Consider the following 24,010-nt stretch of genomic DNA (forward strand, 5'->3'; position numbering starts at 1 on the left):
GTGGGCGCATGACGGGTTGGCTGGACTTGACGGGCAAGGGCGCCCTGGTGGTCGGCGCGGGCGGGCTGGGAGGCGCCAGCGCGCTGAGCCTCGCGCGGCAGGGCATGGCGACCGTGGTGGTCGACCGCGACACGGCCGCGTTGGATCGCGTGGCGACCGCGGCCGCCGATGCGGGGCACGCCCTGGTGACGCTCGTGGCGGACATCTCGACGCCCGAGGCGTGCCGCGCGGTGGTCGCCGAGTCCGTCGCGCGCGTCGGAGCGCCGCGTGCCTTCGTCCATGCCGTGGGGCGCAACGACCGGAGGCCCGTGCTCGAGCTCGGCGACGCCGACTGGGAGTCGATCGTCACCCTCAACCTGTCGACCGCGTGGTGGCTGGGGCAGGAGGTCGGCCGCCGCATGGTGGCCGAGGGGTGCGGCCGCATGGTCTTCGTCTCCTCGGTCTCCGCGCACCTCGCCCACGCGCACCACGCGCCGTACGCGGCGACCAAGGGTGGCATCAACCAGATGATGAGGGTGATGGCGCGCGAGTGGGCGTCGCACGGCGTCACCGTCAACGCGGTCGGGCCCGGCTACGTCGAGACCGACCTCACGCGGGCGTATCTCGATCGCGACGGGCACCGCGAGGAGCTCGAGGCGCTCGTGCCGGCGCGCAGGCTCGGCGACCCGGCGGAGGTGGCGGACGCCGTCACCTTCCTGCTCTCCGACCGCGCGCGCTTCATCACCGGCCAATGCCTCTACGTCGACGGCGGCCGGACGCTCGTATGAACGGCCACCGTCGCGACCTGTCGCTCGGCGAGGCGCGCGCGCTGGTGGCGCGCGCCGTCGACAAGGCCGAGCAGCTCGGGCTGCGCGGCGGGATCGCGGTGGTTGGGGCGAGCGGCGGCCTGGTGACCGCCGCGCGGCTCGACCGGGGCGGCGCCGGCGGGATGGCGCGCGCCCGGTCCAAGGCCTGGATCGCGGCCACCCAGCAGGTCCCGACCGCCGAGCACCTCCGGCGCATGACGACGCTCCCGGCGCCCATCGCCGCGGGCTTCGTCGCCGCCTCGCCGGAGGCCGCCTTCCCGGGCGCCGGCGGCATGCCCGTGGTGGTCGACGGTGTGGTGGTCGCCGGGATCGCGGCCTCCGGCGCAACGGTCAGCCCGTTCCTGCCGGCCGGCGTCGCTCCCGAGGCGGTGAGCGCCGACGGCGAGCCCGCCAACCCCGAGGACCTGCTCGTCGCCTACGCGCTCGGCATCCCCTACGTAGGACAGCACGGCGACGACGGCGCGCGCTGGGCCGCACGCTTCGGAGACCTCGCCGTCGCACCCGAGGCGGCGCTCGGCATGCGGCCCGCCCCGGCCGCGACCGCGCAGCGCGAGCTCGCCTGGGCGAGCGCGCTGTGCGACGCGGTCATCGCGGCCGCGGCGGCGCGCGGCGTGAGGGTCTCCGTCGCGGTGGTCGACGCCGGCGGCGACCCCGTCCGCGAGGACCGGATGGACGATGCGGTGGTGGGCGGCGTCGAGGTCGCGCGGGCGACCGCGGCCGCCGCGGCGCGCTTCGGGCTCCCGAGCGCCGAGCTCGCGGACGTGTTCGGGTCCGCGGCGGCGGCGCTCCGAGGGCTCGCCCCGACGGACGTGCTCGCGGCTCCCGGCGGCGTCCCACTCGTGGTCGACGGCCGCGTGGTCGGGGGCCTGGGCGTCGGGGGAGCGCAGCCCGAGGCGTGCGCCGCGATCGCCGCGGGGGCGGCCCGATGAGCGTCGACACCCGCGTCGCCGTCCTCGGCTGCGGCGCCATCGGCAGCCTGTACGCCGCGCACCTCGCGCGCGTCCCGGGCGTCGAGGTGTGGGCCGTCGACCCGTGGCGCGAGCACGTGGAGGCGATCGCGCGCGACGGCCTGCGCGTGACCGGGGCCGGCGACTTCGTCGCGTCGGTGCACGCGGTCGCCGACGCCGCGGCGCTGCCGCCGTGCGACCTCGGCATCGTCGCGACCAAGGCCGCCCACACGCGGGCGGCCGTCGAGGCGGCCGCGCATGCCCTGCGCGAGGCCGCGGTCGCGAGCGTCCAGAACGGGCTCGGCAACGAGGAGCGGATCGCCGCCGTGGTGCCGCGCGTCATCCGCGGCAGCATCGTCACCGCCGGCGCGGTCGTCGCGCCCGGGGTGGTCCGCTACGACGCGCCGGGAGACTCGTGGCTCGGGCCGTTCGAGCCGAGCCCCGCATCGTCCGCGCAGATCGGGACTCTCGCATCGCTGCTCACCGCGGGCGGCCTGCGCACGTTCGCGATGGACGATGCGCGCGGCCCGCAGTGGACCAAGGTCGTGTTCAACGCCGCGACCAGCCCGCTCGCCGCGCTCACGGGGCTGAGCGTCGGCGAGGTCGGCACTCACCCCGAGCTGCGGGTGCAGGTCGACGCGCTCATCGCCGAGGCGCTCGCCGTGTGCGAGGCGGCCGGCATCGCGCTCCTTCGCGACCCGGCCGACGCGGTGGCCGAGGCGATCGAGGAGGCCTACGGGCATCGTCCGTCCATGCTCCAGGACGTGGTCGCGCGCCGCCCCACCGAGGTCGACGCGCTCAACGGCGGGATCGCCGCCGAGGGCGCCCGGCGGGGCGTCGCGACGCCGTTGCACGCCGCGATGGTGGCGCTCGTGCACGGGCTCGAGTCGAGCTGGTCCGGCGGTTCCGGGCACTGACAGGGAGGAACGACATGGGGACGAGGGTGCTCGGGCTCGGGTGCGGCAACCCGGGCGGCAGCGCGGAGATCCTGCTCATCGAGGCGCTGCGCGCCGCCGAGGCGGACGGCGCGGACGTGGAGCTGGTGCGGCTCGACGACCTCGGCCTCGATCCCGGGCCGGACGACGACGCGGGGTGGTTCTGGGAGCGCCTCATCGACTGCGACGCCTGGATCATCAGCGCGCCCATCATCAGCCGCACGGTGCCCGGCCGGCTCAAGGTGCTCGGCGACCGCCTGCTCGGACCCAACGCGGACGCCGCGATCATCGAGGGGCTGCTCGCGGCCCGGCTGCGGGGCGAGGACCCGGCCGTGCCGTTCCGCGTCGACGAGCGTGTGCTGCGCCCGCGCGTCGCGGGCTTCATCGCGTGCGGCGGCTCCCTCACGACGCAGTGGAAGACGCTGGCGCTGCCGGTGATGCACACCCTCACCTTCTCGATGAGCATCGCCGTCGTGGACCAGATGGTGGTCGAGGGGGCCGGGACCCCGCGCTCGGTGGTGCTCGATCCCGAAGCGGTCGCGCGCGCGGCGACGCTCGGGGGCAACGTCGCGAGCCAGCTCGGCCGCGGGCTCGATGACGCGGAGTACCTCGGGCCGCCCGGGGCATGCCCCCTGTGCCGCCTCGACGTGGTGGTGCTGCGCGGCGCCGAGGTCGAGTGCGCCACGTGCGGCGCCCGGGGCCGGCTCGAGGGCGCGGGCGTCGCGTGGACCGACCTGTCGCCGTCCGTCATCTCCTTGGAGGAGCGCGCCGCCCACTACCGCGAGATCGTCGAGACGGCGGGCGCTCATGCCGCGCGGGCGGCGCTCGTGGAGGAGCGTGCCGCGGCGTACGCCGGATATCCGACCGTGCGGCCAGGAGCCGCCAAGGTCACGACTTCGTCACGGTCGCCACGATTGTAGACAATCCCGCGTCGTGGACCTAGCATGGGTTTCGCTGGCGAAAGTCGCTTTCACAATGTGAAAGCTGGTAGGTCACCATCCCATCGCGGACATCAAAGGAGATTCCCGTGAGCATGACTCGTCATTCACTCAAGAGGTCGCTGCTCGCCGTCGGCGCGGCGACCACGCTCGTGATCCTCACGGCGTGCAGCTCGTCCGACGGCACGGGCGAGGCCTCGACCTCGGCCGAGCCGAGCGCGACGGAGCCGGCGGCCATGGAGTCGGAGGCTCCGGCCTCGGACCTGCCGAAGACCCTGGTGTTCGCGCCCCTCGCGCTGTCGATCCCCGCGATGCAGGGCCTGTCCGACGGCGTGTCCGGCTACGGCGGCAGCCAGGGCTGGGAGGTCATCGTCCAGGACCCCAAGCTCGACCCGGCGACCCAGGTGCAGCAGGTGACCGAGGTCCTCGAGTCCGGCCGCGCGGGCGCGCTGTGGATCATCGCCATTGCACCCGCCTCGATGACCGACGTGCTCCACGCGGCGCAGGAGAAGGGCGTGCCCGTTCTCATCAACGGCGTGCCGGCGGACTACGGCTTCGACGGCCCGCAGGCCGGCATCACGTTCGACACGATCGACTACGAGGCCGGGGGCGCCGCGCTCGGCGAGCAGACGGGCATGTGCATCAACGAGAAGCTGGGCGGCGAGGCCACGATCATCTACGGCGCCTCGCCCGCGGGCACCGCGGGCAAGGAGGAGTCCGACGCGGCGTTCCTCGAGGCCCTCGAGGCGACCGCGCCCGGCGTCGAGGTGGTGCAGACCTGGGATATCACCGACCGTGCGGCCTCGCAGACCGATGTCGGCTCGATCCTCCAGGCCCACCCTGAGGTCGACGTGGTGGCGGCCGCCAACGACGAGGGCGCGCTGGGTGCGATCGGCGCCTTCAAGGCGGCCGGCAAGGACCTGCCGTGCGTCACCGACTTCGGCGGCAACGACGAGGTGCTGGGGCTGGTCGAGGCGGGCACGATGTACGCGACGGTGGCCCTCCAGTTCGAGGAGGACATGATCCAGTCCTTCGACACCCTGGCCGAGATGCAGATGGATCCGACCGCGGTCGGTCCCGAGCTGACCGTGCCGCTCAAGGTCACCAACGCGGCCTCCTGATCGGCGCCTGGCAGAAAGACATGACGATGACCAGCCCTGTTGAGGCGGGCGGCACGGCGACTCCCGGGACCCCGGGAGCCGCCGCTCCGGCCGCTCCGCCCCCGGGAGCCGCCTCGGCGTCCCCGGCCAAGGACAGCGCCGGCGTGCGCGGTCTCATCTTCCTGCGCGACCGCGGCATCTTCGTGCTGTGGATCCTCATCATCGCGGTGTTCGCGGTGTGGGCGAACCCGTACTTCGCGACGCTGAACAACGCGATCCTGGTCGCCAACGCGGCCGCCATCAGCGCGATCTTCGCCGCGGGCGTCGCGGTCGGGATCATCTGCGGCGCGCTCGACCTGTCGATCCCCGGCGTCGCCGCGTTGTCGAGCTGCATCGCGGGCTGGATGATCACCACCGGCCTGCCCGTGTGGCTCGCATTGGTGGTGGGCATCGTCACGGGCGCGCTGGTCGGGTTCGTCAACGGCGTGATCTCGCTGCGGGGGTTCAACCCGATCATCGTGACCATCGCGATGCTGTCGATCACCTCCGCGGCGGCCTCGATCATCGCGGGCGGGTACACGTTCCCGGGCCTCACCCAGCTCGACTTCATGGGCACGCAGCGCTACCTCGGGATCCCCGCGCCGGTGTGGATCACGGCGGGCGTGTTCCTCGTCGGCACGGTGTTCCTCACCAAGACGCGCGACGGCATCCGCCTCATGGCGGTCGGGGGCAGCGCCGAGGCGGTGCGCCGGTCGGGGATCCACAGCGATCGCTACAAGGTGCTCGCCTTCGTCATCAGCAGCACGTGCGCGGCGCTGGGCGGGCTCGTCACCACGGCGACCGTCACCGAGGCCAACCCCAGCGCGAGCCCGGCGCTGATCTTCACGGCACTCACCGCCGTCGCCCTCGCGGGCGTCTCGCTCGTGGGCGGGCGGGGGAGCCTGCCCCGCGTGCTCGTCGGAGCGCTGGTGCTGGCGACCATCGCGAACGGCCTCACCATCAAGGGCGTGCAGCCGTACTGGGCCACGGGCGTCACGGGCGTGCTGCTCATCGGCTCGCTCGCGCTCGAGCGGTGGGTCACCGCCTCCGTCTCGCGGCGGCTCATGGCCACCGCGCAGGCGTCCGTCCACACAGGAACGAGGTGATCGCGATGGCGACGACCACGACAGCGCCGGCGCTCGAGCTCGCGGGCATCGACATGCACTACGGGTACGTGCGGGCGCTCGACTCGATCGACTTCCACGTGGGCCAGGGCGAGGTGGTCGGGCTCCTCGGCGACAACGGCGCCGGCAAGTCCACGCTGCTCAAGATCATGTCGGGTGCGCACCGGCCCTCGTCCGGCACCGTGCGGGTGCACGGCAAGGAGGTCGAGCTGCACTCGCCGAGCGCCGCCACCCACGCGGGCATCCAGATGGTCTACCAGGACCTCGCGCTGGTCGACGCGCTCGACATCGCCACCAACCTCAACATCGGGCGCGAGATCCTCCGGCCCGGCCTGTTCGGGCTGCTGGGCTTCGTGGACCACAAGGCGCAGCGCAAGCGCTCGGAGGCGGAGCTGGACAAGCTCGGCGTCCGCACCGCGGCGATGACCCGGCCGGTCGAGATGCTCTCCGGCGGACAGCGGCAGGTGGTCGCCCTCGCGCGCAGCGCGACCCGCGTGTCGGGTGGGCACAACGGCGTGCTGCTTCTCGACGAGCCGACCGCCGCGCTTGGTTACGAGCAGACCCAGGTGGTCCAGGCGCTCGTCAGGCGGATGGCCGATCAGGGGATCGCGATCGTGCTGGTGACGCACAACCTCCAGCTCGCCTCCGCGGTCTGCGACCGCATGGTGGTGCTCAACAGGGGGCGCAAGGTCGCCGACGTCGCGACCGAGGACACCGATACCGACCATGTTGTCGGGTGGATCACCGGCGCGCGCGGCTCGATGTTCGACTGAGGGCGTCCCGCGCCTGCGCGGGGCCGGGGGAGCCGATGCCGGCGGGACCTCCCGCCGGCATCGTGCTGTCCGGCCCCCTCCGGCCCCCGCCGCAGCCCCCTCCGGCATCGGATCGTGTGGCCAGCGGACCGAGTTCGGCACTATGGCATCCGGTAGTGCGACCGTGCCTGCAGTACCGCCGTCACGGTCCTTCTGCACCAGTCGGGCGTGTCCATGACACGCCGATACGTGAGCCGGATGGTCTGGATCCCGAGCGTCGCGAGATCCGCGTCGCGGTCGAGGTCGCGCTCGCGGTCTTCGCCGTACGCGTGACGCTCGTCCCCATCGAGTTCGACCGCCGTCCGGGTCGCGGCGTCATACATGTCGATGACGTACCGACGGCCGCGTGCGCGAACCTCATGCTGGCGGACGAACCGTGCGAACTCCTCGCCCGAGAAGGTCCGAAGCATCGCCTCGAGCTCGAGGAAGCTATGGGCGCCCCCGTCGAACGCAGCGAGCGTCTCGATAAGTCCCGCGCGGTCGCGCAAGCGAGCGGTGTCGGCGAGTACCTCCCGGATGGCGTCGGTGGTGGTGGCGCGCCTCTGCAGCGCCTCGATGACCCGGCCGGCGCGGCGGTCGGGGTCGCCGCGCATCCACTCGTGCACGCACGCGACCGCGGGGGAGGCGACGGGAACGGGACCCCAGTTCCCTGCGACCGCGATCGTCGCGCGGGTCTCGATGGACTCGAGCCACGGTCGCGTCGCAAGGCGGTGGCCCCGCGCTCGGGTGACGAGCACCCGGTCCGGCGCGCGCTTGAGACCGCCCCACGCGAAGAGCGCGGCCGCGCCCGTCAGGACTCCCGCGCCCGCGGCGGTGGCGGCGTGCGCGCGCGTGCGCAGCGACCACAGGTGGGGCGTCGACACGTAGCGACCCGGGAGGACGGCTGAGACCTCCTGCGACGCCACCGCGGCGCGGACCTGGTGGACGCTCGCGAGGGCGACCAGCTCCGGCCAGGTGTACGTGCGCGCGCCGCGATGCACCTCTTCGGGGAGACGAGCGGGGCGGGCCATGGGCTTAGGAGTAGCCGGTCCTCGACTCCTCGCGCCGCCCGGATCGCGATTCTGTGGAGAACGTCGCACCAGTCCATGCCGATGCCGCCATTGGCGTGTCGCGATCGCACCATCCGATGCCGATGCCGATGCCGATGCCGATGCCCATGCCGGTGGCGGCGTCGGGTGGGTTCAGGTGGGCCGGGCAGGTTCGGGGTGGGTCGGGCGGGCCAGTCAGCCGTCGAAGGAGGTCGCCTCGCCCGGGGCCAGCCGCTGGACCACGCCCTCGGGGCTCAGTCCTGCGAGCATGCCGCCGTACTTGCCGGGGTCGGTGGTCTCACCTTCGTGCATGGGCACCGCGACGCGTGGCGCGATGTCACGCACGTAGTCGATCGCGTCCGCGAGCTTCAGCCACGGGCCGTCGATCGGCACCGCGAGGATGTCGACCGGGACCTCGGGGCGCACCCATGAGTCGCCGGGATGCAGGAACGCGCCGTGGTCGACCAGGTAGGCGTTGTTGGTGCAGCCCGGCACGGGGCCGTAGACCGCGGCGTGGAGGCCTCCCAGCACGTCGACCGTCGAGCCGCCGAATGAGAGGCGGTCGCCGGGCCTGGCCGCTACCGCGCCCATCGGCAGCGTCGCCACCGCGGGTGCCGTGTCCGCGTCCACCACGAGCGCGGCGCGCGGGTTCGCCGCGAGCAGCGGGCCGAGCCTGTCGATGTCGACGTGATCCGCGTGCTCATGCGTCACCAGGACCGCGTCGAGCTCTCGGACGCCCTCGAACGCGGACAGCACGCCGGGGTCGATCAGCAGGCGCGCGGCTTGCGTCTCCACGAGGAAGCAGGCGTGACCGAGGTGGGTGAGGCGCATGGCGCTCCTTCGCGGGATCGTCTCACTAAGAGAAAGTGACTTCCACTGAATGAGCATAGCTGCGTGCTCCCCGGGACCAAAGCCTCTCACGCGACCCTCCGCCCAGTGAAACGATTCACGCGATGGGCCGGCGTCTCCAGCGGCGATGTGCCGCGCGCGGGCTCGCACGGGAGGTGCAACGTGGCACATCGGATGATCTGGAACCAGACCGCGTACTTCGGGGCGGGGTCCATCGAGGTGATCCCGGGGGAGCTCGCCTCGCGCGGCTTCGCCAAGGCGTTCGTGGTCTCGGATGCGGTGCTCATCGCGACCGGCGTGACCGCCAAGGTCACCGGACTGCTCGACGCGGCAGGCTTCCCGTACGAGGTCTACAGCGACGTGCTTCCCAACCCGCCCATCGAGAACGTTCAGGCGGGAGTGGCCGCCTTCCGGGACTCCGGCGCGGATGTGCTCATCGCCGTGGGCGGCGGCTCGCCCCAGGACACGTGCAAGGCGATCGGCATCATCGTCGCCAACCCCGAGTTCGCCGATGTGCGCTCGCTCGAAGGGGTCGCGCCCACCCGGAACCCCGCGGTTCCGATCATCGCGGTGCCCACGACCGCCGGCACGGCGTCCGAGACCACCATCAACTACGTCATCACCGACGTGGAGCGCAGCCGCAAGTTCGTGTGCGTCGACCCGCACGACATCCCGATCCTCGCGGTGGTGGATGCCGACATGATGGCGACAGCGCCGCGCGCGCTCAAGGTCGCGACGGGGTTGGACGCGCTGACGCACGCGATCGAGGGCTACACCACCAAGGGGGCCTGGGAGCTCTCCGACCTGTTCCACCTCAAGGCGATCCAGGTCATCGCGGCCTCGCTGCGTGCCGCCGCCGACGGCGACGCCGAGGCCATGGAGCGCATGGCGCTCGCGCAGTACATCGCGGGCATGGGCTACTCCAACGTGGGTCTGGGCATCGTGCATGCGATGGCGCACCCGCTCGGCGCCTTCTACTCGGCTCCGCATGGCGTCGCGAACGGCATCCTGCTCGCGCCGGTGATGGCGTTCAACGCGCCGGCGACGGGGGAGAAGTACCGTGACATCGCGGCCGCCTTCGGTGTGGCCGACGCGTACGCCCTGCCGCTCGAGGAGGCTCGCGAGGCCGCGGTTGACGCCGTCGCGGCGCTCACGCGCGACCTGGGCAACCCGCTCGGCATCGACGAGATCGGCGCCCGGTCCGAGGACATCCCGGCGCTCGCGCAGGCGGCCTTCGACGATGTGTGCGCGGGTGGCAACCCCCGCGACACCACCGTCGAGGAGTTCGAAACGCTCTATCGCTCCCTGCTCGGTGTGACCGTGGGCTGACGCCTTCCGCCCTGGCAGACGGGCCCCGATGCCGCCTTCTCGCGAGGTGGCGCCGGGGCCCGTGTGCGTGGCCGTCCAAGCGGGCGTGTCCGCAGATCCTGCGCCCAACTGTGGCTGTGGCATTGGATAGTGCGACGTGAGCTGCGGAACGGATGTCTCGGCATTGCTTGGTGCGATGCCGGCACGGCTGTGCCGCGGGGACGCCCGCAGGCTGGCAGTTCGCTACTCAGGGCTCGGGCAGGGCTCGGGCAGGGCTCCGGCGGGGCTCCGGCAGGGCTCCGGCAGGGCTCCGGCCGTGGCTCCGTGCCGGGATCGCACCTGGCGCTGCCACTGGAGTCCAGCAGCGCCTCCGCCAGCACTATTCGATGCCACTTTCGCCGAGGGATCGCCGGGGTCCGGCTTGCGCCGAAGGCTCGCGTCCCCGGCGAGGGAGCGCGAGCCTTCGGCGCGTGCGGAGGGGGTCAGGCGAGCCAGGGGGAGTCGATGGCGAAGGTGGTCGCGACGTCGGAGATCTCCTGCTTGGTGAGGCCCTCGGCGCGGCCGCCGGCCACGATGTCCATGTACTCGTACTTCGCGCCGGTCTCGGCGTACTCGACGCGGTCCACGGCGCGGTAGACGGAGATGTCCGAACGGGACATGGTGCCGTGCTTGGACCACAGCGTGATCTCGAAGTCGCGCAGGCCCTCGACGTTCGCCCGGCCCATCTCCTCCGAGCCCGGGATGAAGAACGGCAGGACCGCGATGCCCTGCGACAGCGAGACGATGCTCTCCGGCTCCCAGCGCAGGATCGCGCCGTTCATGCGGGCCGTGTCGCGGTAGGCCGGAATGTGGGAGAGGTACGTGAGGTGCGGCGGCTGCGCATGGACGACGGCCTGGAAGTCGATGCCGCGACGCTCGACCTGGTCCTGGTGCACGGCGAGGTGCGAGTTGAACTCGGAGGTGAGGCGCGCGAACTTGCGGACGTTGGCGGTGTAGAGCGTTCCGGTGTGGCCGTCGGCGTGGATCTTCACCGCGCCGATCGCGGCGAGGGGCTCCTGCTCGATCTGGCGCAGGCGGCGGCCCGAGCCGGTCGCGAGCACGGTGCCGCCGGCGAGCGCCGGGGCGGGGACCGGAAGCTCGATCTCCTCGGCGTGGGGGAAGTGACGGCGGACCTCGACGTCCCAGCCCATGTAGACCGAGATGTTGCCGGCGCCGGCCTCGGAGGCCTCGATGTCGCAGATGCGGGCGCCCGCCTCTCCGATCTGGGCGATGATCTCGTCGAGCGTGGGCTTCGGCTGGTCGGTGGCGGTCACGGTGTCCTCCTGTGTCGGTGACGCGACCCCTGCGGCGCGCCGTCCCTTCCGGGAATGAAACGATTCAATCATGGTGCGGGGCGTGCCGGATGTGTCCAAGGTCCCGGTGCGAAAGGACCGTGCGCATGGCGCGGACGCGCGTCAGCTCGTGGTGCGGTTCGGGCTCGCGACCAGGCCCTCGGCGGGCTTGCTCGCGGCTTTGGCGCGCGGTTTCGCCGCCGCACGCTTGGCCGGGGCCGGGGCCGGCGTGGAAACCGCCGGGGGAGCCACGGCCGCACCTGGACGCGCGACCGGCACCATCCGCTGCAGCTGGGTGACGTGGTCGGGGTTGAGCTCGGCCACGCTCGAGACACCGAGCAGCTTCATGGTCCGCACGATCTCCTTCGACAGGATCTCGATCGTCCGGTCCACGCCCTCACGCCCGCCGGCCATGAGGCCGTAGAGGTAGGCGCGGCCCACGAGCGTGAAGTCCGCGCCGCACGCCAGCGCCGCGACGATGTCGGCGCCGGCCATGATGCCCGTGTCGACCACGATGGTGGTCTTCCCGCCGAGCTCCGCGGCCACCGAGGGCAGCAGGCGGAACGGGATGGGTGCGCGGTCGAGCTGGCGGCCGCCGTGATTCGACAGCACGATGCCGTCGACGCCCCGGTCGACCACGGCCTTCGCATCGTCGAGCGTCTGGATGCCCTTGACCGCGACCTTGCCGGGCCACTGGTCGCGGATCCACTCGAGGTCGTCGAAGTCGACGGTGGGGTCGAACAGGCTGTCGAGCAGCTCGCCGATGGTGCCGTTCCACTCGCTGAGCGAGGCGAAGGTGAGCGGCTCGGTGGTGAGGAAGTTCCACCACCACTCGGGACGCGGGATGGCGTTGAGCACCGTCCTGGGGGTGAGCTGCGGCGGGATCGTGAACCCGTTGTACGAGTCCCGGAGCCGCGCGCCCGCGGCCGGCACGTCGACGGTCACCAGCAGTGTGTCGAATCCCGCGTCGGCCGCACGCTGCATCAGCTGCATCGACTTGTCGCGGTCCTTCTGCATGTACAGCTGGAACCAGTTGCGGCCGTCGGGGTTCGCCTCGCGCACGCCCTCCGGGGAGGTGGTGCCGAGCGTCGACAGCGAGAAGGGGATGCCCGCGGCGCCCGCGGCGGAGGAGCCGGCGCGTTCGCCCTCGGCCTGCATCATCCGGGTGAAGCCGGTGGGTGCGATGCCGAAGGGCATGGCCGAGCGGCCGCCGAAGATCTCGACGGACGTGTCCACCTGGGACACGTCGCGCAGGATCGCGGGGTGGAACTCGATCTCGCGGAACGCGCGGCGTGCGCGGGCGAGCGACAGCTCCTCCTCGGCGGCGCCGTCCGTGTAGTCGAACGCGCCCTTGGGGGTGCGTCGCTTGGCGATCGCGCGGAGGTCCGCGATGGTGTGCGCCTTCGCGAGACGGCGCTTGCGCCCGTCGAGCTCGAGCGGCTTGAAGCGCATGAGCGGCGCGAGGTCCGCCGGCCGGGGGATCCGGCGCTCCATCTTCATCAGGTCACTGTCCCTTCGGAGTGAAGACTCTGGGGTTGAACGTACGCGCGACAAGGTCGCGCAGCGATTCGAGCGAGCCCGAGATCGCGCCGAGCGCGCGACCCTGGATCAGGACGTTGCCGATCGCGGTGGCCTCGACGGGGCCTGCCATCACCGGCAGGCCGGCGCGGTCCGCGGTGCGCTGGCACAGCAGCTCGTTGAGCGAGCCGCCGCCGGTGATGTGGATCCGGCGGATCTCCTGGCTCGACAGGGAGCCGGCCTGGTGGACCGCCTCGGCGAAGGCCTGCGCGAGGCTCTCGATGATGCAGCGCGCGAACTCGCCGCGCGACCGCGGCGTGCGGAGGCCGCGCTCGCCCAGCCACGTCGCGATGCGCGCGGGCATGTCGCCGGGCGGGCTGAAGACCGCATCGTTCGCGTCGAAGATGTCGATGGGGGCGTCCGCGGCCTCCGCCTCGGCCAGCAGCCGCTGCAGGTCGACGGTCTCGCCGTCGCGCTCCCACGCGCGGATGGCCTCCGACAGGATCCACAGGCCCATGACGTTGTGGAGGAACCGGGTGCGCCCGTCCACGCCGCCCTCGTTGGTGAAGTTCGCCTCGCGCGCGGCCTGGCTGAGCACGGGCGCCTCGGTCTCGACGCCGACGAGGCCCCACGTGCCGCACGAGATGTACGCGCCGCCGGGCTCGGTCATGGGGGTCGCGACGATCGCGGACGCCGTGTCGTGCGAGCCGACCGCGACCACGGGTGTCTCCGCGAGGAGGCCGGTGGTCTCCGCCACGGTCGGCAGGATCGCTCCGATGCGCTCGCCCGGCTGGACGATGCGCGGGAACAGCCCGCGCGGCAGGCGCAGACGGTCCATCAGCTCGCCGTCCCACTCCTTGGTGGCCACGTCGAGCAGGCCCGTGGTGGAGGCGTTGGTCGCCTCCGCCACGGTGGCGCCGGTGAGGTAGTAGGCCATGAGGTCGGGGACCAGCAGCAGGCGGTCGGCGACGCCGAGCATGCCCGCCTCGCGCTCGACGGCGAGCTGGTAGAGCGTGTTGAACGGCAGGAACTGCAGGCCGTTGCGCGCGTACAGCAGCGAGAACGGCTCGTCCGCGTGGACCAGCTCGACGCCGTGCGCGGTGCGCTCGTCCCTGTAGTGGAACGGCTCGCCCAGGATACGGTCGCCGCGGAGCAGGGCATAGTCGACGGCCCAGGAGTCGATGCCGATCGACTGGATCCGCTCGTCCCAGCGCGCCGCTGCGCCCAGCCCGTCGAGGACGTGGGCGTAGAGCTGCTGGAGGTTCCAGTGCAGCCCGTCCGGCGTCTTCACCGGCCCGTTGGGGAAGCGGGCCATCTGGCGCAGCTCGAGCGTGTCGGGACCGACCTGCCCGACCATCACGCGACCGGAGGTCGCGCCGAGGTCGATCGCGGCGACCGCCGCGCTCATCGGAGGAAGGCCGCCGCGACACCTGCGTCCACGGGCACGTGCAGCCCGGTGGTGTGCGACATGTCGGGGCCCGTGATGATGGCCGTGGCGTTCGCGACGTGCTCGGGGAGCACCTCGCGCTTCAGGATGGTGCGCTGAGCGTAGAACTTGCCCAGGTCGTCCTCCTCGATCCCGTAGGTCTTCGCGCGGTTCGCGCCCCAGCCGCCGGCGAAGATGCCGGAGCCGCGCACCACGCCGTCGGGGTTGATCCCGTTGACCTTGATGCCGTGCTCGCCCAGCTCGACCGCGAGCAGGCGCACCTGGTGGGCCTGGTCGGCCTTGGTGGCGGAGTAGGCGATGTTGTTCGGACCCGCGAAGACCGAGTTCTTGGAGGCGATGTAGACGATGTCTCCACCCATCTGCTGTGCGATCATGACGCGCGCCGCGGCCTGCGAGACCAGGAAGGATCCCTTCGCCATGACGTCGTGCTGCAGGTCCCAGTCCTTCTCGGTGGTCTCGAGCAGGGGCTTGGACAGCGACAGGCCCGCGTTGTTGACCACAAGGTCGACGCCGCCGAACGCCAGGACCGCCTCGCCCATCGCCGCGGCGATGGCCTCGGGGTCCGCGACGTTGGCGGCGACGCCGATGGCGACATCCGTGCTGCCGAGCTCGGCGGCTGCGGCCTGGGCCTTCTCGAGGTCGAGGTCCGCGATGACGATGCACGCGCCTTCAGCCGCGAGGCGGGTGGCGATGGCCTTGCCGATGCCGGACGCGGCGCCGGTGACGAGCGCGACGCGGGTGGCGTGCGACTTCGGCTTGGGCATGCGCTGGAGCTTGGCCTCCTCGAGCGCCCAGTACTCGATCGCGAACTTCTCGGCGTCGGAGATCGGGGTGTACGTCGAGAGCGACTCGGCGCCGCGCATCACGTTGATCGCGTTGATGTAGAACTCGCCGGCCACGCGCGCGGTCTGCTTGTTCGGGCCGAACGAGAACATGCCCACTCCGGGGACCAGCACGATGGCCGGGTCCGCGCCGCGGATCGCGGGGGAGTCCGCCGTGGCGTGGGCGTCGTAGTACGCCTGGTAGTCCTTGCGGTACTCGTCGTGAAGCTCGCGCAGGCGCGCGATGGAATCCTCGATGGACGCGTCGGCCGGGAGGTCGAGCACCATCGGCTTGACCTTGGTCCGCAGGAAGTGGTCGGGGCACGAGGTGCCCAGCGCGGCGAGGCGCGGGTGCGACTCCGCGGCCAGGAAGTCGAGCACCACATCGGCGTCGGTGAAGTGGCCCACCATCGGGCGGTCGAACGACGCGAGGCCGCGGATCGCCGGGGCGAGCGCGATCGCCTTGGCCCGACGCGCATCGTCCTCGAGCGCGCCGAAGCCGTCGAGCGCGGGCCCGAAGGGCTGCGGCTTGCCGTGCTCCGCGATGTAACGCGCGGCGGTGTCGATGATCTGGAGCGAGCGCGCCTCGCATTCGTCCGAGGTGTCCCCCCATGCGGTGATGCCGTGACCGCCGAGGATGCAGCCGATCGCCTGCGGGTTGGCCTCCTTGATCTCCGCGATGTCGAGGCCCAGCTGGAAGCCGGGGCGGCGCCACGGCACCCACACGACGGTGTCGCCGAAGATGGTCGCGGTCAGCTCCTCGCCGTCCACCGCGGTCGCGATCGCGATGCCCGCGTCGGGGTGGAGGTGGTCGACATGCGCGGCGTCCACGAGGCCGTGCATCGCGGTGTCGATCGACGGCGCGGCGCCGCCGCGGCCGTGGAGGCAGTAGTCGAACGCGGCGACCATCTCGTCCTCGCGCTCGACGCCGGGATAGGTGTCGACCAGGCCGCGCAGGCGGTCGAGGCGGAGCACCGCGAGGCCGTTCGTGCCCAGCGTGCCGAGGTCGCCGCCGGAGCCCTTGACCCAGACGAGCTCGACCGCCTCGCCCGTCGCGGGGTCGAGGTCGGTGCCCTTGGCGGACGTGTTGCCGCCCGCGTAGTTGGTGTTCCTCGGGTCGGAGCCGAGTCGGTTGGAGCGCGCGATCAGGTCCGCGGCGGTGGGGTTCGTCATGAGGGAGAGGTCCTTTCCGGGGAAGAAGGGGTGCCGGCGCGGGGCCGGGGGAGGTCAGGTGGGGAGGCCCTGGGCGGCGAGCTGGTCCGCGAGGTTGAAGACCTCGGTCAGGTGGGGAGCACTCTGGTCCGCGCGCGCGCCAGGCAGAGAGACGAAGAACGGCGCCATGGTCCGCTCCCAGCGCTCGGTGCGCGGGTCCGCGGCGAGCGCCGCGGCCGAGGCCGCATCGTCATCCGTCTCGTAGTACCCGACGAGCAGGCCGTCGGGGCGCAGGAACAGCGAGTAGTCCCGCCGCCCTGCGTCCCGGATGGCCTCGAGCATGTCGGGCCAGACGGCACGATGCGCGTCGACGTACTCGTCCAGGCGGGCGGGATCCACCTGGAGCGTGAAGCACACGCGCGGCATGGCTCAGGCGCCCCAGCCTGCCTGGACGCCGCCCACGCGCTCCTCGGCGATGGTCGCGAGGTAGCCGGAATCGGCGAACGCGGCCATCGGGTCGGCGGGCAGGCCGCGCTCCTCGCGGTACGCCGCGAGGTCGGCGCGCACGTCCGTGTAGAACGCGTCCATGAGGATGCCGTTCGCGGTCAGCACGTCGCCCTCGATCTGCGCGGAGGTGAGCGCCTCCCGATCGAGCAGCAGCGCGCGGGCCGTCATCTCCTGGACGTTGAGCACGGAGCGGATCTGGCCCGGGATCTTGTCCTCGATGTTGTGGCACTGGTCGAGCATGAACGCGGTGTCGCCGTCCTTGCCGTAGCCGCCTCCGCGGATCACCTCGACGATGATGCGGAACAGCTGGAACGGGTCCGCCGCGCCCACGATGAGGTCGTCGTCCGCGTAGTTGCGCGAGTTGAAGTCGAACGAGCCGAGCTTGCCCAGGCGCAGGAGCTGCATGACGATGAACTCGATGTTGGTGCTGGGGGCGTGGTGGCCGGTGTCGAGGCACACGGTCGCGCGCTCGCCGAGCGCCGCCACCTGGGCGTACGAGGTGCCCCAGTCCGGCACGTCCATGTGATAGAACGCGGGCTCGAAGATCTTGTACTCGAGGACCAGGCGCTGGCGCTCGCCGATCCGCGCGTAGATCTCCTGGAGCGACTCGGCCATGCGGTCCTGACGGCCGCGCATGTCGTCCTGACCGGCGTAGTTGGTGCCGTCCGCGAGCCAGATCTTGAGATCGCGCGAGCCGGTCTCATCCATGATGTCGATGCACTCGAGGTGGTGGTCGATCGCCTTGCGACGGATGCGGTTGTCGCGGTGGGCGAGCGAGCCCAGCTTGTAGTCCTCGTCCTGGAACGTGTTCGAGTTGATGGTGCCGAGCGCGACGCCGTGCTCCTCGGCGTGGCGGCGCAGCTCCGCGTAGTCGTCGACCTTGTCCCACGGGATGTGCAGCGCGACCGAGGGGGAGAGGCCCGTGTGCTTGTGCACCTGCGCGGCGTCCGCGATCTTCTCGAACGGGTCGCGCGGCGTGCCCGGTGTGCCGAACACCCGGAAGCGGGTGCCGGAGTTGCCGAAGGCCCACGAGGGCAGCTCGATGGCCTGCTCCTCGAGACGGCTCGCGACGTGGCTGGTGAAGGCCATGGGTCTCTCCTTCGAGATCGGTCCCCGGCGTGCGTCGGTCGGTGGCGACCGTGCCGTGCGGGCGTGTTGAAACGATTCAAAAGTAGCGGGTGGACGATGCGGCGGTCAAGTCGGCCGACGGCCCAGGGCCCGGCCCGGTGCATGCACGCATCGGACCGGGCCCTGGGGTGGCGGCTCCTAGAAGTCGAAGTCGCCGATGTTGTCCGCGTTGAACCGGTACGGGTCGCCCAGGAGCACCGTGCCGTCCGCGCCGACGTCGTACGAGCCGAGATCGCCCGCCTCGAAGGAGTCGCCCTCCGCACCGGTGATCTCGCCCTCGACGAGCGCCTTCGCGGCGTACGCGGCGAGGTAGCCCAGGTCGGCGGGGTTCCACAGCGCGAACTCGGTGACGGTGCCGTCCTCGACGTACTCGCGCATCTGGTTGGGCGTGCCCAGGCCGGTCAGCGCGACCTTGCCCTTGTAGTCGGAGGTGGACAGGTAGCGGGCCGCGGCCGAGATGCCGACGGTCGTGGGGGAGATGATCCCCTTGAGGTCGGGGTAGGTCTGGAGCAGCGCCGCGGTCTTGTCGAACGACGTCTGGTCGTCGTCGTCGCCGTACACGACGTCGACGAGCTCGATGTTCGGGTGGGAGTCCGCGAGCTCCGTCTTCATGATCTCGATCCAGGCGTTCTGGTTGGTCGCGTTGGCGGTCGCGGACAGGATCGCGATCTGGCCCTCGTCCCCGATCTGCTCCGCGATCATGTCGACCTCGACCTTGGCGATGCCGTCGGCGGTGGCCTGGTTGATGAACAGGTCGCGGCACTCCGGGTTGGTGTCGGAGTCGAACGTGACCACCTTGACGCCGGTGTCGCGGGCCTCGTTCAGCGCGTCGCAGATCGCGGCCGGGTCGTTGGCCGAGACCACGATCCCGCCCACGCCCTGCTGCGTGAGGGTGTTGATGTAGCTCACCTGGGCGTCGGGGCCCGCCTCCGCGGGGCCGACCTCCTCGTAGGTGCCGCCGAACTCCATGATCGCCTTCTCGCCGCCGGCGTCCGACGTGTCGAAGTAGGCGTTGCCCAGGTTCTTGGGCAGGAACGTGATCGCGAGGTTGGCGTCGCCGCCCCCGCCCCCGTCCGAGCCGGTCGACGAGCCGCCGGAGGAGCCCTCGGACGAGCCGTCCGAGGAGCAGCCCGCGACCGTCAGCGCGACGGCGGCCACCATGGCCAGCGCGCCGCCGCGCGCCTTGTCGATAGAGAACCTCATTGTCCTACCTCCCCTTGTCGTGGGTCCTCGGGCGTCAGCTCGAGGGTGCTGTCCGTGGGTCCGCGTCCGCGGGTGCGGACGCCTCGCCCTTCATGCGGCCTCGCCTGCGTGCCCGTCGGGACTGCCCCCAGGCGAGGAGGCTCGGCGTGACCACGGACAGGATCAGCAAGGTGCCCGTGATCACGTTGATGACGTCGGAGGTCACGCTCGCGAGCCGCAGCGCGCTCGCCATCACGCCGATGAGCAGCGCGCCCGCGATGGGTCCGTGGATCGCTCCGCGGCCTCCGAAGATGCTCACGCCGCCCAGCAGCACGGCCGCGACCACGCTCAGCTCGAGGCCGGTCGCGTTGTCGCCGCGTGCGCTTCCGTAGCGCAGCGTGTAGAAGATGCCGGCGAGGGCCGCGACGGCCCCGCTGAGCACGAACAGGATGAGCTTGGTCCGCTCGACGCGCACGCCCGAGAAGTGCGCGGCCTCCTTGGACTGCCCGATCGCGAAGATCCCACGGCCGAACGGCGTGAGGTGGAGCAGCCATGCGAACACGAGCGCCAGGACCACGATGAGGATCACCACGCTCGGGAGCGGGGTGCCCGGGATCTTCGAGGTGGCGAGGTCGCGCCAGGACTCGGGGAAGTCGGTGATCGCGGTGGTGCCGAGGATGCCAACCGCGAGCCCGCGGAACAGCGCGAGGGTGCCGATGGTGACCGCGAGCGAGGGCAGGCCGACCACCGTGACGAGGAAGCCGTTGACGGCCCCGGCCACCGCGCCCGCGACGATCGCGAGCAGCGCGGCCAGGGCGAACGGCAGCCCCGCCTGGTGGAGGGTGCCCGCGAGCACCGAGGACAGGCCGACCACGGAGGCCACCGAGAGGTCGATCTCGCCGGTGATGACGATGAGCGTCATCGGAAGCGCGATGAGCAGGATCGTCGCGATGTCGAGGAACAGATACGTGTAGGTGATGGGTGCGCCGAAGTTGCGGACGGTGGCGCTCGCATACGCGATGACCACGACGAGCGCGCCGAGCACGGCCATCTCGCGCGTCAGGAGGACGCGCTTCCACCACGGGCGCTGGAAGTCGCGGTAGGTCCGCTCGGTGGGCGGTGCCAGGGTGGCGCTAGACACGGGCCGACTCCCTCTCTCTCGCGAGCCTGCGTTCCTGGCGCGTCGCCGCGAAGCGGTCGAGCACGATCGCGCCGATGATGAGGGCGCCCACGACGGCCTGCTGCCAGAAGTCCTGGACCCCGAGCACCGGGAGCGCGCGGTTGATGGTCATGAGCAGGAAGGCGCCGATCGCCGCGCCGAACACCGTGCCGCTGCCGCCGAAGATCGCGACACCGCCGATGACCGCGGCGCCCACCGACTGCAGCTCGTAGCCCGCGCCCACCTGCGAGTTCACCGTGCCGTAGCGCGCCGCGTACAGGACCCCGGCGAGGCCCGCGAGCGCCCCCGAGACGATGAACGCGGTGATGAGGCGCCTGCGCACCTGAAGCCCGTACAGGGTCGCCGCGTCGGGGTCGGAGCCCATGGCGTAGTACTCGCGTCCGCCGCGTTGCGTGGTCATGTACCAGCCGGCGGCCGCGAGGACCGCGAGCGCGATGATCGTGATGACGGGGATGCGCCACACGGCCTCGGTGCCCAGGTCGAGGAAGCCCCGCGGCATGTCCGAGGCGTTGATCCGGTCGGAGCCCGTCCACATGACGTTGATGCCGCGGAACGCGTAGAGCGTGCCGAGCGTCACCACCAGGCTCGGCACCTTCGCGTAGGCGACGACGAGCCCGTTGACGAGCCCGAGGAGGCCTCCGAACGCGAGGCCGATGAGGAACACCAGGGGCCACGGGATCCACGGCATGTCGATGAAGACCGTGCCGATCAGGTAGGCGGTGAGGCCCATGACCGAGCCGACGGACAGGTCGACGTTGCGCGTGATGATCACCATCGCCTGCCCGACGGCGAGCAGCATGAGCAGCGACGGCGTGAGGAGCAGGTCGCGGAAGCCGTCGTTGGAGAAGAGGAAGTTCGGGTTCTTCATGGTGGTGGCCGCCACGACGAGCACGAAGGCGGCGAGCACGCCCACCTCGCGCTGCTTGAGCAGGCCGAGCGCGCGGCTCCCGACCGTCGCGCGGTCCCCGCCTGGCTGGGCGTCCGTGAGCATCATCGGGCACCCTCCAGGCTGTGGGTCGCGGCGTGCATGACGGCCTCGGGCGTGGCCTCGTCGCGGGCGAGCTCCGCGGTGATGCGGCCCTCGTGGACCACGAGCACGCGGTCGGCCATGCCGAGCACCTCGGGGAGCTCCGACGAGATCATGACGATCGCGAGGCCCTCGCCGGCGAGGTCGGACAGGAGGCGGTGCACCTCCGATTTGGTGCCGACGTCGATCCCGCGCGTCGGCTCGTCGACGATGAGCACCCGCGGTTCGGTGGCGAGCCACTTGGCGAGCACCACCTTCTGCTGGTTGCCTCCTGACAGCGTGCCTGCGAGCGTGTCGAGCGACGGTGCGCGGACCTCGAAGCGGGCGGCCCAGGTGCGCGCCGCATCGTTCTCCGCACGGCTGGTGAGGAGGCCCCGGCGCGCGAGGCGGTCGCGGATGGTGAGCGTGATGTTCCGCGCGATCCCCGAGTCGAGCACGGCGCCCTGGCGCCGGCGGTCCTCCGGGATGAGCGCGAGCCCGTGACGCATCGCGGCCGTCGGATCGCCGCCCTTGAGGACCTGACCGGCGACGGCGACGGTCCCGGAGTCGTAGGGGTCGACGCCGAACGCCGCCCGCGCGATCTCGGAGCGGCCGGCGCCCACCAGCCCGGCGAGCGCGACGATCTCCCCGGCGCGCACCTCGAAGCTGACGTCGTGGAATACGCCGGTGCGCGTGAGGCCCTCGACCCGGAGCAGCACGTCGCCCACCGGCGCGACGACCTTGGGGAACAGGTCCGTCACGTCGCGGCCGACCATCTGGCGCACGAGGGCGTCGACGGTGGTGTCGGCGATCGCGCTCGTCGCGATGTACTCGCCGTCCCGCATCACGGTGACGGTGTCGCACAGGTCGAACACCTCGTCGAAGCGGTGGGAGATGAAGAGGATGGCCCGTCCCTCGTCGCGCAGCGCGCGTGCGACGGTGAACAGCCGCTCGACCTCGACGCCCGACAGCGCCGCGGTGGGCTCGTCCATGACGAGCACGCGCGCGTCGAGGGACATCGCCTTGGCGATCTCGACCAGCTGCTGATCCGCGATCGACAGGCCCCGCGTGGGCCGGTCCGGATCCACGTCCACGCCCAGCTGGCCGAACAGCGCGACCACCTCGTCGCGCATCGCCTTCTTGTCGATGCGCCCGAACGACAGCGTCGGCTGCCGGCCCATGAACACGTTCTCCGTCACGCTGAGATCGGGGAAGAGCGTGGGCTCCTGGTAGATCACGGCGATCCCGGCGGCCTTCGACTCGGCCGTCGTCGCGAAGTCGACGGGCTCGCCGAGGTACTCGAAGGAGCCCGCGTCGCGCTGGTACAGCCCGGCGATGATCTTCACCAGGGTGGACTTGCCGGCGCCGTTCTCGCCGATCAACGCGTGCACCGAGCCCGGCGCCAGGGTGAGGCTGCCGGACCGCAGCGCGACCACCGGACCGAAGGACTTGGCCACGCCGTCGAGGACGAGCGTGGGTGCCGCGGGGGAGGCGGCTGGAGGAGCTGTCATCGTCGACCTGTTCGCTCGGGTGTCGCCTCACGCCATCGTGAAACGATTCACACGCTTGCGACGGTAGTGTCGGCTCCCGGCGGTCGTCAACGCGGGAAGGTCACGAACCGGTAACGAATCCCGTGGTCAGGACCTCGGTCCCTCGCGCCGCACGCCAGGTTCCGGCCGATGCGCGTCGCGCCCGCAGGTGCGGCTGGAAGGTTTCACTATGCTGGCCCCAGCGACGGTGCGGAGGAGGCGGGTCATGGTGGTGAGCGTGCGTGAGGTGGCGGCGCGAGCCGGCGTCTCCGTGGGGACCGTCTCGAACGTGCTCAACCGACCCGACCATGTGCGGCCCGAGACCGTCGATCGCGTGCGCGCGGCGATCGAGGCGCTCGGCTACGTCCCCAACGCCGCCGCACGCCAGCTGCGCGCGGGCCGCAGCCAGAGCCTCGCGCTGCTGGTCCTCGACGTCGGCAACCCGTTCTTCACCGACGTCGCCCGCGGCGCCGAGGCCCGGGCCGCCGACGAGGGGCTCACGGTGCTCCTCGCCAACTCGGACGAATCGCCGGAGCGCCAGGCGAGCCATCTCGACGTGTTCGAGCGGCAACGCGTCGGGGGAGTGCTGATCTCGCCGGTCGACGGCGACTACTCGAGGCTCGAGGAGCTGCGCAAGCACGGGATCCCGGTGGTGCTCGTCGACCGTGGTGCGGACCAGGCGAGGTTCGCGTCCGTCTCGGTCGACGATGTCGCGGGAGGTGCGCTCGCGGCGCGCCACCTCCTCGACCAGGGCCGGCGCAGGCTGGCGTTCGTGGGAGGCCCGCTCCGCATCGGCCAGGTGGCGGACCGCTTCCAGGGCGCCTCCGCGGCGGTCGCCGACCACGGCGGCGCCACGATCCAGCTGTTCGGGACCGACGAGATGTCGCTCGACGAGGGCCGGCGCGTCGGCGAGGCCCTGCGGGTGCTGGTCAGGGAGACCGGCATCGACGGGGTCGTGGCCGCGAACGACCTGCTGGCGATCGGCATCGAGCGGGCCCTGCTCTTCGGTCCCGACCCGGTCCGCGTGCCCGACGAGGTCGCGCTGGTGGGCTACGACGACATCTCCTTCGCGGCGTCCGCGGTGGTGCCGATCACCTCGGTGCGTCAGCCCCGCGAGCTCATCGGGGCCACGGCCGTCGAGCTGCTCCTCGAGGAGGCGTCGCGGCCCGCGGATGCGGCCCCGCGGCACGTGGTGTACGAGCCGGAGCTCGTGGTGCGGGCGTCCTCGACCTCCGCGGGCGGCTGAACCGCGCGACTCTCGGCATTCTCACGGATTCCTCCCAGCCTGCTCCCCGACCCGGGGAGTGGAGTGAGGGGCGAAGG

At 71.8% G+C, this 24,010-nt stretch carries 21 protein-coding genes; 9 read left to right on the plus strand and 12 right to left on the minus strand.

The annotated features are described in order from the left end of the window. The first annotated feature begins 8 nt into the window (after nucleotides 1-8). From AOM09_RS05860 to AOM09_RS05890, 7 genes are all read left to right on the plus strand, one after another. Nucleotides 9-767: an SDR family NAD(P)-dependent oxidoreductase gene (locus tag AOM09_RS05860; RefSeq protein WP_174452915.1), complete on the plus strand. Its 759-nt coding sequence runs from the start codon at nucleotides 9-11 to the stop codon at nucleotides 765-767. Continuing rightward, on the plus strand, nucleotides 764-1,735 hold the full coding sequence (locus AOM09_RS05865) for a heme-binding protein (protein ID WP_062385567.1): 972 nt from the start codon (nucleotides 764-766) through the stop codon (nucleotides 1,733-1,735). The genes AOM09_RS05860 and AOM09_RS05865 overlap by 4 nt, the downstream gene beginning before the upstream one ends. Then, on the plus strand, nucleotides 1,732-2,670 hold the full coding sequence (locus AOM09_RS05870) for a ketopantoate reductase family protein (protein WP_156162256.1): 939 nt from the start codon (nucleotides 1,732-1,734) through the stop codon (nucleotides 2,668-2,670). Before AOM09_RS05865 ends, AOM09_RS05870 begins: the two co-directional genes overlap by 4 nt. 14 nt (nucleotides 2,671-2,684) lie before the next feature. Continuing rightward, nucleotides 2,685-3,608 carry a flavodoxin family protein gene (locus tag AOM09_RS05875; RefSeq protein ID WP_062385571.1) on the plus strand — a complete coding sequence of 308 codons (924 nt, stop codon included), beginning with the start codon at nucleotides 2,685-2,687 and terminating at the stop codon, nucleotides 3,606-3,608. Between the two features lie 113 nt (nucleotides 3,609-3,721). After that, nucleotides 3,722-4,747, plus strand: a complete 1,026-nt coding sequence (locus AOM09_RS05880) for a sugar ABC transporter substrate-binding protein (protein WP_228375078.1) — start codon at nucleotides 3,722-3,724, stop codon at nucleotides 4,745-4,747. 26 nt (nucleotides 4,748-4,773) lie between these two features. After that, complete coding sequence (locus AOM09_RS05885) at nucleotides 4,774-5,871, plus strand: ABC transporter permease (RefSeq protein ID WP_169747623.1); 1,098 nt, start codon at nucleotides 4,774-4,776, stop codon at nucleotides 5,869-5,871. Nucleotides 5,872-5,876: 5 nt separating this feature from the next. Further along, the gene (locus tag AOM09_RS05890) at nucleotides 5,877-6,662 is read left to right on the plus strand and encodes an ATP-binding cassette domain-containing protein (protein ID WP_062385947.1); all 786 of its coding nucleotides are present in this window, start codon (nucleotides 5,877-5,879) and stop codon (nucleotides 6,660-6,662) included. A gap of 140 nt (nucleotides 6,663-6,802) precedes the next feature. On the opposite strand, the gene AOM09_RS05895 is transcribed toward AOM09_RS05890, so the two are convergent. Together AOM09_RS05895 and AOM09_RS05900 are read right to left on the minus strand one after the other, a co-directional pair. Next, entirely contained in the window at nucleotides 6,803-7,711 is a 909-nt protein-coding gene (locus AOM09_RS05895; protein ID WP_062385574.1) for an endonuclease domain-containing protein, read from the minus strand. A gap of 213 nt (nucleotides 7,712-7,924) precedes the next feature. After that, a complete protein-coding gene (locus AOM09_RS05900) occupies nucleotides 7,925-8,560 on the minus strand; it encodes an MBL fold metallo-hydrolase (protein ID WP_062385576.1) in 636 nt (211 codons plus the stop codon). Between the two features lie 180 nt (nucleotides 8,561-8,740). Here AOM09_RS05900 and fucO point away from each other — a divergent pair, with 180 nt between their 5' ends. Next, complete coding sequence (fucO, locus tag AOM09_RS05905) at nucleotides 8,741-9,907, plus strand: lactaldehyde reductase (RefSeq protein WP_062385578.1); 1,167 nt, start codon at nucleotides 8,741-8,743, stop codon at nucleotides 9,905-9,907. Between the two features lie 461 nt (nucleotides 9,908-10,368). Here fucO and AOM09_RS05910 read toward each other — a convergent pair whose 3' ends face one another. The 10 genes from AOM09_RS05910 to AOM09_RS05955 form a co-directional block, all read right to left on the minus strand. Next, nucleotides 10,369-11,199: a class II aldolase/adducin family protein gene (locus AOM09_RS05910; protein WP_062385581.1), complete on the minus strand. Its 831-nt coding sequence runs from the start codon at nucleotides 11,197-11,199 to the stop codon at nucleotides 10,369-10,371. Between the two features lie 141 nt (nucleotides 11,200-11,340). Further along, nucleotides 11,341-12,711 (minus strand): alpha-hydroxy acid oxidase, encoded by a 1,371-nt coding sequence (locus AOM09_RS05915; RefSeq protein WP_082098915.1) that lies wholly within the window; start codon nucleotides 12,709-12,711, stop codon nucleotides 11,341-11,343. A 10-nt stretch (nucleotides 12,712-12,721) separates the two neighbouring features. Then, on the minus strand, nucleotides 12,722-14,143 hold the full coding sequence (locus AOM09_RS05920; RefSeq protein ID WP_062385583.1) for a rhamnulokinase: 1,422 nt from the start codon (nucleotides 14,141-14,143) through the stop codon (nucleotides 12,722-12,724). After that, the gene (locus AOM09_RS05925) at nucleotides 14,140-16,176 is read right to left on the minus strand and encodes a bifunctional rhamnulose-1-phosphate aldolase/short-chain dehydrogenase (protein ID WP_062385585.1); all 2,037 of its coding nucleotides are present in this window, start codon (nucleotides 16,174-16,176) and stop codon (nucleotides 14,140-14,142) included. Before AOM09_RS05925 ends, AOM09_RS05920 begins: the two co-directional genes overlap by 4 nt. A 54-nt stretch (nucleotides 16,177-16,230) precedes the next feature. After that, the gene (locus AOM09_RS05930; RefSeq protein ID WP_062385588.1) at nucleotides 16,231-16,581 is read right to left on the minus strand and encodes an L-rhamnose mutarotase; all 351 of its coding nucleotides are present in this window, start codon (nucleotides 16,579-16,581) and stop codon (nucleotides 16,231-16,233) included. Nucleotides 16,582-16,584: 3 nt separating this feature from the next. After that, a complete protein-coding gene (rhaI, locus tag AOM09_RS05935) occupies nucleotides 16,585-17,751 on the minus strand; it encodes an L-rhamnose isomerase (protein WP_062385590.1) in 1,167 nt (388 codons plus the stop codon). Between the two features lie 177 nt (nucleotides 17,752-17,928). Continuing rightward, nucleotides 17,929-18,993 carry a rhamnose ABC transporter substrate-binding protein gene (gene rhaS / locus AOM09_RS05940; protein ID WP_062385592.1) on the minus strand — a complete coding sequence of 355 codons (1,065 nt, stop codon included), beginning with the start codon at nucleotides 18,991-18,993 and terminating at the stop codon, nucleotides 17,929-17,931. Nucleotides 18,994-19,027: 34 nt separating this feature from the next. Further along, the gene (locus AOM09_RS05945; RefSeq protein WP_062385595.1) at nucleotides 19,028-20,113 is read right to left on the minus strand and encodes an ABC transporter permease; all 1,086 of its coding nucleotides are present in this window, start codon (nucleotides 20,111-20,113) and stop codon (nucleotides 19,028-19,030) included. Beyond that, nucleotides 20,106-21,143, minus strand: coding sequence for an ABC transporter permease (locus AOM09_RS05950; protein ID WP_156162278.1), 1,038 nt, complete (start codon nucleotides 21,141-21,143; stop codon nucleotides 20,106-20,108). The genes AOM09_RS05945 and AOM09_RS05950 overlap by 8 nt, the downstream gene beginning before the upstream one ends. Beyond that, nucleotides 21,143-22,669, minus strand: coding sequence for a sugar ABC transporter ATP-binding protein (locus AOM09_RS05955; protein WP_062385599.1), 1,527 nt, complete (start codon nucleotides 22,667-22,669; stop codon nucleotides 21,143-21,145). Before AOM09_RS05955 ends, AOM09_RS05950 begins: the two co-directional genes overlap by 1 nt. Before the next feature lie 244 nt (nucleotides 22,670-22,913). Between AOM09_RS05955 and AOM09_RS05960 the strand changes: the two genes are divergently transcribed. Beyond that, complete coding sequence (locus AOM09_RS05960; RefSeq protein ID WP_062385601.1) at nucleotides 22,914-23,933, plus strand: LacI family DNA-binding transcriptional regulator; 1,020 nt, start codon at nucleotides 22,914-22,916, stop codon at nucleotides 23,931-23,933. The last annotated feature ends 77 nt before the right edge of the window (nucleotides 23,934-24,010 follow it).

It is taken from the genome of Demequina iriomotensis (assembly GCF_000971395.1).
Classification (GTDB): domain Bacteria; phylum Actinomycetota; class Actinomycetes; order Actinomycetales; family Demequinaceae; genus Demequina; species Demequina iriomotensis.